This window comes from Psychroflexus gondwanensis ACAM 44, from assembly GCF_000355905.1.
Taxonomy (GTDB): domain Bacteria; phylum Bacteroidota; class Bacteroidia; order Flavobacteriales; family Flavobacteriaceae; genus Psychroflexus; species Psychroflexus gondwanensis.
The window spans coordinates 48,730-61,391 of the sequence record NZ_APLF01000003.1; the positions used below are offsets into that span (position 1 = coordinate 48,730).

At 32.4% G+C, this 12,662-nt stretch carries 12 protein-coding genes; 7 read left to right on the plus strand and 5 right to left on the minus strand.

Going from position 1 to position 12,662, the window contains the following annotated elements:
* Position 1: 1 nt before the first annotated feature.
* The 3 genes from PGOND44_RS14940 to PGOND44_RS02380 are packed head-to-tail and all read right to left on the minus strand — an operon-like array spanning position 2 to position 3,989.
* Entirely contained in the window at positions 2 to 2,620 is a 2,619-nt protein-coding gene (locus PGOND44_RS14940) for a hybrid sensor histidine kinase/response regulator (RefSeq protein WP_003436200.1), read from the minus strand.
* 22 nt (positions 2,621 to 2,642) lie between these two features.
* Positions 2,643 to 3,083: a response regulator gene (locus PGOND44_RS02375; protein ID WP_003436203.1), complete on the minus strand. Its 441-nt coding sequence runs from the start codon at positions 3,081 to 3,083 to the stop codon at positions 2,643 to 2,645.
* 15 nt (positions 3,084 to 3,098) lie between these two features.
* Entirely contained in the window at positions 3,099 to 3,989 is an 891-nt protein-coding gene (locus PGOND44_RS02380; protein ID WP_003436205.1) for a sensor histidine kinase, read from the minus strand.
* Positions 3,990 to 5,042: 1,053 nt separating this feature from the next.
* Here PGOND44_RS02380 and PGOND44_RS02385 point away from each other — a divergent pair.
* Positions 5,043 to 5,789 carry a receptor L domain-containing protein gene (locus PGOND44_RS02385; RefSeq protein WP_003436208.1) on the plus strand — a complete coding sequence of 249 codons (747 nt, stop codon included), beginning with the start codon at positions 5,043 to 5,045 and terminating at the stop codon, positions 5,787 to 5,789.
* A gap of 151 nt (positions 5,790 to 5,940) precedes the next feature.
* Here the strand turns inward: PGOND44_RS02385 and PGOND44_RS02390 are convergent, their stop codons facing one another.
* Positions 5,941 to 6,147, minus strand: coding sequence for a helix-turn-helix transcriptional regulator (locus tag PGOND44_RS02390; RefSeq protein ID WP_003436209.1), 207 nt, complete (start codon positions 6,145 to 6,147; stop codon positions 5,941 to 5,943).
* On the minus strand, positions 6,137 to 6,613 hold the full coding sequence (locus tag PGOND44_RS02395; protein WP_003436218.1) for a hypothetical protein: 477 nt from the start codon (positions 6,611 to 6,613) through the stop codon (positions 6,137 to 6,139). Before PGOND44_RS02395 ends, PGOND44_RS02390 begins: the two co-directional genes overlap by 11 nt.
* Before the next feature lie 743 nt (positions 6,614 to 7,356).
* Here PGOND44_RS02395 and PGOND44_RS02400 point away from each other — a divergent pair.
* The 6 genes from PGOND44_RS02400 (at position 7,357) to PGOND44_RS02425 (ending at position 12,637) form a co-directional block, all read left to right on the plus strand.
* On the plus strand, positions 7,357 to 9,258 hold the full coding sequence (locus PGOND44_RS02400; RefSeq protein ID WP_040555750.1) for a CocE/NonD family hydrolase: 1,902 nt from the start codon (positions 7,357 to 7,359) through the stop codon (positions 9,256 to 9,258).
* 118 nt (positions 9,259 to 9,376) lie between these two features.
* Positions 9,377 to 9,598: a hypothetical protein gene (locus PGOND44_RS02405; RefSeq protein ID WP_003436225.1), complete on the plus strand. Its 222-nt coding sequence runs from the start codon at positions 9,377 to 9,379 to the stop codon at positions 9,596 to 9,598.
* 214 nt (positions 9,599 to 9,812) lie between these two features.
* Positions 9,813 to 10,463, plus strand: coding sequence for a porin family protein (locus tag PGOND44_RS02410; RefSeq protein ID WP_003436228.1), 651 nt, complete (start codon positions 9,813 to 9,815; stop codon positions 10,461 to 10,463).
* 419 nt (positions 10,464 to 10,882) lie between these two features.
* Entirely contained in the window at positions 10,883 to 11,302 is a 420-nt protein-coding gene (locus PGOND44_RS02415) for a hypothetical protein (RefSeq protein WP_003436231.1), read from the plus strand.
* 249 nt (positions 11,303 to 11,551) lie between these two features.
* Entirely contained in the window at positions 11,552 to 12,352 is an 801-nt protein-coding gene (locus PGOND44_RS02420) for a GIY-YIG nuclease family protein (RefSeq protein WP_040555703.1), read from the plus strand.
* Positions 12,353 to 12,355: 3 nt separating this feature from the next.
* Positions 12,356 to 12,637: a hypothetical protein gene (locus PGOND44_RS02425; RefSeq protein ID WP_003436234.1), complete on the plus strand. Its 282-nt coding sequence runs from the start codon at positions 12,356 to 12,358 to the stop codon at positions 12,635 to 12,637.
* Positions 12,638 to 12,662 lie beyond the last annotated feature (25 nt).

The window sequence follows — 12,662 nt, forward strand, 5'->3', positions numbered from 1 at the left end:
ATTATCTATTTTCAATTAGATTAGGAATTCTAACTGCAAAAGTTGAACCAACATTTATTTTTGAATTTAAGGTAATAGTCCCGTTTAGCTTTTCTAGCGTTTCTTTCACTATATACATGCCAAGTCCAGAACCCTGGCTAAATTTAGTACCTCTGTAGAACATTTCGAATATTTTTGATTGCTTATCTTCAGCTATTCCTATGCCATTATCCTCCACTTTTATTGTAGCCTTAGAGTCGTCTGAATGAATTGATATATTCACATAAGAATTTTGCTTAGACTTATCATGATATTTGATTGCGTTGCCAATCAGATTATTCAAATTAACCAATATTCTTTTATTGTCCGATATGAATTTTCCCATTTGCACAACCTCTACATTGATTTTGCAAATATGTTCACCTTCCATATATTTTAATGCTTGCAGGCTTTCATTTACAAGTGCTTCAAAGTGTATGTCAACTTTTTCTATTTCAGTTCTTGAATTACGTGAGTAATTAATTATATCTTCTATAAAACTATCCAGTTTGGTAACGCTTTGTTTCATCATTCCAATGCGTTCTCTTTGATCAGCCTCAGCTTCAGGGAGGTTTCTATCAACGATATTGATGAGGCCTAGTAGGGAAGTGAGTGGAGCACGTAAATCATGGGAAGTACTGTAAACAAATCTGTCAAGTTCAGCGTTTGTTTTTTTAAGCGCCTTGTTTTGTTCTTTAAGAGCTTCTTGTGCTATTTTCCGCTCTGTAATATCTTGGAAACTTCCTTGTATCTTTAAGCATTTCCCATTATAAAATTCTCCTTCACCAATTGTACGCACCCACTTAAGATTTCCTTTGAACGTGGTTATTTGCAGTTCCTCATCCCAGGGAGTACCATTATCAATACACTGTTGTACCCGTTGAGATATAATTTCCTTATTTATACCCTCAGTAAAAAATCCTATTCCCGTTGAAAGGTTCGGGATATAATCTTTGTCCACTTCACGTATTTCCTTTGTAATATCTGACCAATAAACGGTCTCCTTTACTACATCAATTTCCCAGCTTCCTATACGTGCTAGGCGGTTGGATTTATCCAATAATAATTCAAGCTTTTTCTGTTCAGTATTGTCTGATGAAATCCCTATCATACCAGAAAATATATTATTCTCATCATAAATTGGAGAATTTGTAATTAGGGCTGGGAAATTAGTTCCGTCCTTTTTCTGCACTTTAAATTCTCCTGACCACTTTCCCTTCTTTTTCAGCTCTTCGATTAACTCCATAGCCTGCTCACTGGTGGTTTCGCTAGTCGTTAGCTCAACTATATGTTTTCCTAAAGCTTCTTTTTTTGTCCATCCATAAATATGTTCAGCTGCCCGGTTCCAATAGTTTACAACGCCATTTAAATCTGTTGCTATTGCCGCCTGGCCAATGGTATTCAACAAATTTGCTTTGAATTTATTTTCTTTATCTGACTTTTTCCGCTCAGTAACATCCTTTGCTACGCAATACATTAACCTGAGTTTTTTATCCCAATTAACTGACCATAGTAGAGGAACAATTTTACCATTTTTATGCACGTACCTATTTTCAAAAATAGGAATTTGTGCATTTCTAAAAATCTTTTCAGCCGTTTTGGAAGTGATTTCAACATCGTCTTCATATACCAGATTCATGAATTTGATCCCGATAAGCTCTTCAGGTGTATACCCCAAAACTTTTTGTGATGCAGCACTAACATTCACAAACTCACCATCAGCATTTATTGTACAAATGATATCCGATGAAGAATCGAGTATTTTATTAAGTTTGGCAAGTGTGTTTTGAAGTTCAATGGAAGTATCGATAAAGTTTTTTTCGGCGATCTTTCTTTCAGTAATATTTTGGTGCGAGATAACAACCTTATGTGTATCTCTCCCAAAATTTATGACACTAAGCAAAAACCATTGGTTTTTATTGGGAGAGTGGCATGGGTATTCCAGTTCGAAAATCACTTTCTCTTTACGGAGTACAGATTTAATACCCTCCAAGGTTTTTTTTGCGAAAGGGTCGCCCGCTAGCACAGATTTTTCACAAACATCAAAGTAGTTGCTACCTTCAGAAGCACGTGAAAGCCTAGTTTCACCATTTTTTTTTGCAAAATTGTCCCATGCTTTATTTACCAATAAAATAGACCCCTCTTTGTTGATAACAGCTATATGTGAAGCTAGTGAAGAAAGAACTCCTTTATTGAATGATTCGCTTTCGAGTAGTTTTTGCTCGGCTCTGGTTTTCTCCATTGCACTCTCTACCGCTTTTGGCAAGCGATGCAGTCGATCTTTGAGGATGTAATCATCAGCCCCAGATTTCATTACCTCTACAGCATATTCGTCAGATACTGTGGCTGTAACGAGTATAAAGGGAATTTTAATTTTTTGGTGTTTAATTATCTTTATGGCTTCTATAGAATCAAAGGAAGGAAGAGTATGGTCGGAAATGATAATGTCAGGCACAAATTCTTTGAGAGCCTTTTTAAAGTCTAATTTATTATCGACAACCAATTTTTCAAATTGAATCTCTCCCTTTTTCAACTCTCTTTCTACTAATTCAGCATCAGTAGGAATGTCTTCAAGGTGAAGTATTTTTAATTTGGTTTTCAATTTTTAAGGATTTTATATTTGTTTATAGAGAAGGGTGGTTCTTTAGTAGCCAGTAAAAACCAAGTTCTGTAACTACTTTTACAAATTCATCAAATTCAACCGGCTTTACGATGTAGCTGTTGGCACCAAGTGAATAAGCATGTTCAATATCAGGATGTTCGCTTGAAGATGTGAGCACTACCACAGGAATTGATTTTGTGAGATCGCTTGCTTTTATTTTCGCCAATACTTCAAGTCCATCCACTTTAGGCATTTTTAAATCAAGTAATATTACTTTTGGTTTTTTACTAGTGTCTCTGCCTTCAAACTTTCCTGTAGCAAAGAGAAATTCAAGTGCTTCGGCTCCGTTTTTAAGATGGATAAGATTATTATTGATGTTACCTTTTCGAAATGCGCGAATAGCCAGTTCTGCATCGTTCATATTATCTTCTATGAGCAGAATTTCAACAGTATTATTTTCCATAGTGGTTTATTTAGACTATTGCTTTTTTTCTGTTTTCTTATCTACATCTGGTAAACTGAAATAGAAAGTGGCCCCTTGTCCTTCTTTTCCTTTTGCCCATACTTTTCCATTGTGTTTATGGATAATGCGTTCCACAATTGCAAGTCCTACACCTGTGCCAGAAAATTCTTCATTGGAATGCAGCCGTTGAAATACCCCAAATAATTTATTTACATACTTCATATCGAAGCCTACTCCGTTGTCACTAATGGAATATATATTGACTCCTTTTTTTCGCTCTGACTTTATTTCAATAAATGGTTTATCTTTTTTAGAAGAATATTTAATGGCATTGGAAAGGAGATTGGTAATTACGTGTTTTAGTAGGTTATAGTCTGCAATTGTTGGAAGTAAATTCTCATATTTTATTTCGGCATGGTGTGCTGTGCTTTCATTAATTTCCAAAAGAACAGTTTTAACCAATTCGTTTACATCTACTTTTGAATTTGAAATTCCTTTTCTACCCAATCTTGAAAATGTAAGCAGATCATCAATTAATATCCCCATTTTTTTGGCATTAATTCTCACTTCTCCCAATACTCTTTTTCCTTCGCTATCAAGCACGCCACTATAATCTTCTTCCAGCATATTTGCATATCCATTTATGGCACGCAGTGGAGTGCGTAAATCGTGAGATACGGAATATGTAAATGATTCTAAATCTTCTGTTCGCTCTTTTACTCGCTTTTCTAATTCGTCGACTTCTTTGTTGGAATCGATCAATTCTGCAGCTCTTTTTTTCTTTTCTTTGTTTTGAAAAGCAAGTTCCTTATTGGCAATCATGAGTTGTTCTGCACGTTTTTCTTTTTCAACGTTTTGAAAAGCAAGTTCCTTGTTGGCAATCATGAGTTTTTCTTTTTTATCCATTTTTTAGATCATTTCTATTTAAAAATCGGGTACAACATCCATCAAATGAGAAGTCTTTTTAATCTACAAAATCTTCATATATTTTAGTGATTTTTATGTTTTGTTTATTACCCGCCAAATGTGCTAATTATTTTGGATTTAGAATAAACATTTAGCAAATAAAAAATAATAAAAGCTAATTTATGTAATTTAATTTAGACATTCTTACTCATTATTTGCACAATGGTTTACTATAAATTACCAGTGCTTTCGGGGTTTGGTAGCGTTCACTAAATTGTATTTAGCCAGCTTAGATAATCTTACTATTATCTCATGTTTACCAAAACTTAAAAAAGCCTCCCACTTTTAAGTTGAATTTGGCTTTAAATAAGGCTAATTTCTAAAAAAAACATTCATTTTTGAGAATCGCATAAAGTTCAGTTACCAACTAAGTGCCATGATAAAATAAGTGAAAAACTACTATCTAACTATCTACTCTATTTACAAAAGTCTTGATAAAGTCTTTTAACTTTTTTTTTATTCGATTGCTCATGGACTCTTTTTTAAGACACTGGGTTGATCTTCTAAGGCTTCAATAACCCCATTTTCATTGACCATTCGGCCTTTGAACAAGTAATCATTTATAATATCTTATACCCTATTTTGGTCTAGAGCTTCTGTTTTACTCAAAATTTTTAATGCCCTTCGGGTTCATGCTTTCTAAATAGGGGAGCACCTTTATCCTAAAAATTATTTTTGAAAATAACCATGGTATGAAGAAGACGAAAAGCTGCGTTTGCCCTGTAAGGAAAAATACCGAATAGTGTTGGTAAACCGATTAACATAAAGTCTATTGGATCATATATTTAAAAAAAGTTAGCTTATAACAAAATTGGAAAATATCTTATTTAACAGATATATAGCTGATAATGAAAATTTGAATTGGGTTTGTACAGATTTCAGCAATAATTTTTTCTTGTAGCGAATAATAATTTAATGTTAAGAAAAAAATAGAATTATATTTGAATGCTAAAAAAGGAAAAGTTCATTATACAAATTTAAAATAAAGTACCCATGATTAAAAATCAATTAGTAGGTATAATCATATTAGTATTCTTTACAATCTCTTGTTTTTCAGATGATAACAATATAGAATTGGTCACACTACTAGAAGGAAATTTGGAAATCCGCTCGCTCAAAGATTTAGAAGACCCGGCAATCCAACAGTATAAGATAATTAACGGAAATTTAATTATCAATTATGCAGATGATTTAGAAGACTTAAGTGCATTACAAAATTTAGAGAAAATCAGTGGTGGTATATTTATTAGGTACAACGATAACTTGAAATCTTTACGAGGTCTAGAAAACATTACAGACTTAGATTTTTTGGAAATAGATTATAACCTTAAACTTACTTCATTAGCAGGTCTTGAAAGTTTAAACAATATTTCTAATAGTTTAAGCATTGCAGTAAATAGTAAATTGGAAAATTTAAATTCTTTAAGTAGTCTAACCAATATCGGTACCCAATTTTTTCTTTCTAACAACAGATCATTAACTAACTTGAATGGACTAGAAAATTTAAAACAAATCCCTCAGATAATAATTTTAAATAATATTAACTTAATCAATATAAACGGTTTAGAAGGAATTATTTCTTCTGAAAACATTGGAATTTTTTCAAACAACTCATTGACCGATTTTTGTTCCTTAGTAGAATTTGCGCAGGAAAATAGCCAGACAATTTCATTTTCAGCTGGATTCAACAGCTTTAATCCTACATTAAATGACTTAGTTGATAATAATTGTTCTAATTAAAAAAACTATATCTAACATTTTGTACAAGTAATAGCAGGGAATGTGCTATATATTAGGCTTTGAAGTCAGCTCAAATTGTGTAGTGTTTTGACAGGTAAGTACCTTGCAATCCGCTTCAACTTATACAATTTAACGTTGTCAGTAAAATCATCTAAATCCAATCGGAATCTTCCAAAGTGAAAATTTGACTTATTTCGACATCAAAAATCTGAGCTAACCTTAAAGCCAACACTGTTGATGGAACATATTTCCCCAATTCCATAGCGTTAATTGTTTGCCTACTAACTTTTGCTAATTTGGCTAAATCCGCTTGAGTGATATTTTTTTTTGCCCTTTCTACTTTTATACTATTCTTCATGACGAGCTGATTTTTCAAGTTTAGAAATTTGCCAATTGAATCTGATTATGAAAAACAATAAAACTGTGAACATATTGAATATCATAACCCATAAAAAGGAAAAATCGAAAATAAATAAAAACGAAAACAAAAGAATTCCGTAGTTAAAGTAAACAGCCCAAACCAAGGAGTCTAATCTGATCTTGGAAATATATTCATCCTCTAATTTTTCTTTAGAAAAAGCAACAAATAAAGAACTAATAATAATTAAAATTCCGAGAATCTCATTGAGAATATTATTCTTAACCATTCCGTATAGTTTTTGCTCTTTAAAAAGGTCATCTATAAAAATAGCTGGAAGATTAAAATCTAAAAAACTTGGTTCGTACTCATATATAAGTGTTACTAAACCAATAATTGCTGAGGGAATAAGTAAAAGCCAACCAATTTTCTTGAACTTATTCGGAAATAAATAATTGACTTTCATAATATTATGATTTGATTTTAAATAAATGTAAGAAAAATATTACTTTTAGACAAACAAACTTTACTTTAAGTAAAACAAATACTACTAAACCAACTAAGTACTGTAATAAAATAAGTGAAAAAGTACTATCTACTCTATTTACAAAAGTCTTGATAAAGTCTTGTATCTTTTTTGTTATTCGATTTCTCATGGACTCTTTTTTAAGACACTGGGTTGATCTTCTAAGGCTTCAATAACCTAGTCTACATTGAACATTCGGTCTGTGAACAGGTAATCACTTATAATATCTTATGCCTTATTTTGGTCTAGAACTTCTGTTTTACTCAAAACTTTTAATGCCCTCCGGGTTCATGCTTTCTAAATAGGGGAGCACCTTTATCCTAAAAATTATTTTTGAAAATAACCATGGTATGAAGATGACAGAAACCTGGGTTTGCGCTGTAAGGACGAAGATCAATGAGTAGTGTTGGTAAATAGTAATTACGTTAGATTCTTAAATGCAGCACTTTTAGGGCTTAATTAAAAGTCCCTTGGATAAAGTACATAAAAGTGTTAGTTTAGTTGAACATAAAAAACAGCATCTTTAATAGATATATACTCCATACTGAAGATTTGAATAGGGTTTATAAGGATATTAGCCTTTATTTTAATACCGAATCAACAAATGATAAAATTCTTTTAGAAAAACTCGAAAGTGACTTTTGACTGAAAGCAAATTAATTGAAACCAAGAATTCTAATAAAATGAAAAAACGCACTAATTTAATTCCGTTTTTACTTGCCTATTTCTTTGTAAGTATTTTCAACCTGCAAGCGCAAGACAAAATCCTTCAAGAACTTGAAGAACTAGCCATTGTAGATCAGAAAATAATGATGCCAATGCGCGATGGTATCCGATTAGCAACAGATATATATCGCCCAAAAACTGATAAAAAGGTGCCTATTATTTTTTCGCGTACTCCTTATAATTTTAATTCGTGGGGAGATGGAGAACGAAAAACAAGAACCGCACAAAGCGCTTTAGAAGCAGTGAAAAGAGGCTATGCTTATGTCGTTCAAAACGAACGTGGCCGATACTTTTCAGAAGGAGAATGGGATATCTTAGGAGTTCCATTAACCGATGGTTATGATGCATTTACTTGGATGAAAGATCAATCTTGGTCTAATGGTAAAATAGGGACTTTAGGTTGTTCTTCTACTGCCGAATGGCAAATGGCTGTTGCAGCTTTAGACCATCCTTCTCACGCAGCAATGGTGCCTCAAGGTTATGGTGCTGGTGTCGGTAGGGTTGGCAGCATTAACGAACAAGGAAATTGGTATCGCGGCGGAGCAGAGCAAATGCTATTCATTGCTTGGTTATATGGTGTAGAGCATGATAAATTTAAACCACGTATTCCAGCCGGAGCTACTCAAGAAGATTTGATTAGAATTTCCAGATTTTACGATTTAGCACCTGAAAATCCGCCAGTAGATATGGCTGAAGCACTTAGTCACTTGCCTATTCAGGATATTTTGAAAAATATACATGGAAAAAATGAGATTTTTGATAAAATGATACGCCGGAAACCCAATGATGAAGCTTGGTTCAAGGGAGGGATTTACCATGATGATATGGAAATTGGTGTCCCAAGTTTTTGGTTTGCTTCATGGTATGATGTCTCTATCACTCCCAATTTAGCTTTATTTAATCATGTTAGAAATAACGCTAAAGATGCAGCCATCAGAGATAATCAATACTTGGTAATTGCACCCACTTTACATTGTGGTTATACGCGAGCAACGGAAAATACCATTGTTGGCGAACGCAGTGTTGGCGATGCAAGGCTTAATTACGATGAGCAAATTTATGCTTGGTTTGATTTGTGGCTGAAAGGAGAACAAAACGATTTTATAGAGAAAACACCGAGAGTGCAGTATTATACCATGGGAAGTAACGAGTGGCAAGCATCAGAAACTTGGCCTCCAAAAAAAGCTGAATTAACAACCTATTATTTAAGCAGTAATGGTAAAGCCAATAGCGTTTATGGAGATGGAAAATTAACAAGCTCAAAAGCAAAAGCGGATTTTCCTGATAGTTTCACCTACGACCCTATGAAGCCCGTGCCTTCTTATGGAGGTAATGTATGTTGTACAGGAAATGCTATTAAAGGAGGTGCTTTCGATCAACAGCAAATGGAAACCAGAAATGACATTTTGATTTATACGACAGATGTTTTAGAGGAAGGTGTAGAAGTTTCAGGTTTTATTGAATCTACATTATATGTATCTTCAGATGTCAAAGACACTGATTTTACCATTAAATTGATCGATGTGTATCCTGATGGAACAGCATACAACTTGGATGAAACCATACAGCGTGTCAGATATCGTGAAGGATATGACAAAGAAGTTTTTATGGAGAAAGGTAAAGTCTATAAAGTAGATTTAACACCTATGTCAACAAGTAATTACTTTAAGAAAGGGCATAGCATACGTATTGAAATATCTAGTAGTAATTTCCCTCGTTTTGCTCGTAACTTGAATACTGGAGGCAATAACTATGACGAAACAGAAAGTGTAATCGCCCAAAATAAGGTGCATCATTCTTCAAAATATACCTCACAAATTAGGCTTCCAATGATCTCAAATCATAGTAATGATGAATAAATTACTTGAAACAAAATGAGATCTTATTTTTGCTATACATCATTGCCTTGGATATTGAATAAAACAAATTGCTGAATATAAAACCAAAGATGGAAGAAAGGTTTTAATAAAGCAGAAAATGAGATATGAAATTAAAACTCAAAATAATCGCATAGAATGGTATTACTATATAAATGAAGAGTTTGATTCAATTCAAAATTTAGATATGAGGTTATATTTCCCTCAAGAATTAGACTCCTATTTGGAACGAAATGGGTTTAAAATTATTAATAAATTTAGAAGTTTTAAAGAAGAGGAGTTTAGTGATAGCTCGGGAAAACAGATATTTATTTGTCAATAACCTATGAAATAATGATACGTAATAACTACCCAAAACAAAGTAATGTGGTAAAAAAACATCAATTTATCACTAAATATAAGTCAATTGACGGATAGCAATTATTTGAAAATGCTTACATATAATGAAAAGTATAGAAATTTGATATTTCATAACTTCAAAATGCCACACGCCCCATATTTTTGACCTTGTAAACAATTAAAAAACTCAATGCTCTATGCAAAAACGATTAACAGCTCTAGCTTTAATTTTATTCTTTAATTTGTCAGTTATTTATGGACAAGATAAACCTATCAATTTTGGTATAAAAACAGGAATGAATATTGGAAAATTCACTCCAAATAAAAATTCAATAGACTATAAATACAAGTTTGGATTTTATGCAGGAGGATTTATGAATATTTCACTTAAAGAAAAATTGGAATTTCAACCTGAGTTACTTTTTGCATTGCAAGGTAGTAGAGTATTAGTGAAAGGTTTAAACATACCTAATTTTGATTTTAATGGTAATCCTATATCAAATTCCAATACATATGATTTTGAATATGAAATTAATGAATTGACTATTTCTATTCCCTTAATCGTAAAAGTATTTTTAAGTAATCAGTTCTATCTTGAAAGTGGCCCTCAAATAGGATTTATTATTGAAAGAAGTCTAAATTCTTCACAACAGATATTAGATGGCGAAGATGATAGTTTTATTATTAGAGAAAGTGACGATTCATTTGATTTTGGAGTATCACTTGGGCTTGGTTATAAAGTTAGTGAAAGAGTTAATTTGAATTCGAGGTTGTATAGTGGATTAATAAAACGAGATGATAAAATTAAATCATTCGTGTTGAATATTGGGATTGAATATAATTTATAAAACTGTTTACAATAACTTAGCATAGTGTGGTCGGTACAGCTTGTACCGTATTTTCGGTAACCTAATACAAAGGCCCCGATCATTCGGGGTTGACTGAACCGATTGTTTGTAAATGATCCTATGGGGATGAGTTGATTCTTGGAGATAGTTTTTCAGGGTAAGACGTTTACTTTTTTTTTACTGTGTAGTTCATTACCAAACTTAAGCCTTTTCAAATTTAGGTAAGCGAGTCGTCAAGCTGGGTTCTTGTCTAGCTGCCGTTAAGATTTTAATGAAAGTGGCATTAAACCATAAAAATTGAGCTGTATAATATTTTTGAAAGTATTAGTTTAGTTGAAGATAAAACAACTCCCTAAAAAGATATATACCCTATACTGAAGGTTTGAATAGGGTTTATACGGATGTTAGGCACAATTTGAATGAAAAAAAGAATTGAAAACATATTGACTTTTCTGATTTTAGTTATTTCGCTTAATTCTTGCTGTATTGGAGCAAAAGAAGATTACTTGGGAAATAATATCTATCTATCCGAATATGATAATGTTGACCGAAGAATCGTTTATCAAACGGAAAGTTGTGCCACTTCAGGAGTTGAAATTGTTCCAATGACTATTTTGGAAATTGCAGATAATAACAAATGGATTATTGCAAAAACTGGTAACGGTAGAAAACGAACAGAAGACAAATTTTTTAAATATTGGGTGATAAAAAATGATTATGAAAATTCACCTAATTCGGAAACTGTAAAAAGAAATACGACTGAATTTGATAACCGACAAGATTTTGACAAGTTTCTGACTGAAAATAAAATTAAGTTGAAACTGAATAAAATTGACTGAAATAAAAAAAGTGCCTAACAATGGCTATAATTAATACGGGTTTTGGTGCTTAACCCAAAGTTTAGGCATATTTACTAAGTCCGCCAAATCTTTTGATTTGGCTTTAAAATGAAAATATAAAATAAAATAAAAAGTTTTGGCTAAGTGCTTAATCGAAAGTTCACTACTTTTAATTCCCGTACTAACCATAGCCGAGACGTTGTGTGTAATGCAAAAAAAATCGTGATAACATCAAAATTCAGTTTTTAAATGATAACAGTTCAAGAATTACTATTCAATCGCGGACTTGATAAAAATGCGAAAATTAAACTTGTCAGACATAAAGACCAAAGGCAAGATTTATACAATTTATATCGGACTGAATATGATGAATTCTTAAAATATCAAAATTCTCAATCTAAAGATGTTTTCAGAAATGTAGATTATATCGTGTCATTCATTGGCGAAGACGGAAATCGTTCAAGGTTTATTGGAGTTTTTAAAATTACTGACAGAAAAACCATAAACGAAAATCATTTTGAATACCAAATGGTTCGTGAAAATGGATTTGAGGATTTAACGGAACGAGTAATAATTGTCTGGAAAACTGCAATTAGTTGGCACCAATGGATAAAAAACCAAATGGAAGTAATTGAAATTCAAGCCGGACTTCATTACAGACAATTTACTGATTATTCGGATTTCATTCTTGACTTTCACGAACTCAAAGAAATCGTCAAAAACCAATATAGCGATTGGAAAAAAATGCTTTCCATTACAAAAGGTATTTATCTGATAAGCGATACGAATAGCGGAAAATTATATGTTGGCTCGGCTTATGGCGAAGAAGGAATTTGGGGAAGATGGTGTAAATACATATCAACAAACGGACACGGAAATAATAAAATGTTGAAAGAACAAATTGACTTTGATAAAGATTATGCGAAACATTTTCAATTTTCGATTTTAATGTTGTTACCTCGAACTGTAACATCTGACCAAGCAATTAAAAAAGAGCGTCTTTTCAAAAACAAATTAGGAACAAATTCTTTCGGACTTAACAGCAATTAAAATATGAACTCACCAAGATTGGTAACTCACGCAGGATTAACAATTAATCTTTCTCAAGTAAAATGTTTTAGACTTAACAGCTTTACAGATATTGGAAAAAAGAATACTTTGGTAGTTGAGTTTAAAACTCGCTACGATTACATTCAATATCCAGAAACAAACGAATTTGAAAAGCAAGAATATAACGAACAAACAGAAATCGAATTTCCCGATTATGATACGGCAAAAGCATATTCTGATGAATGGATTGAGATTTGGCAAGAATATTTAGATGAACAAACATAGTGTGGAAAGCACTACACACAACAAC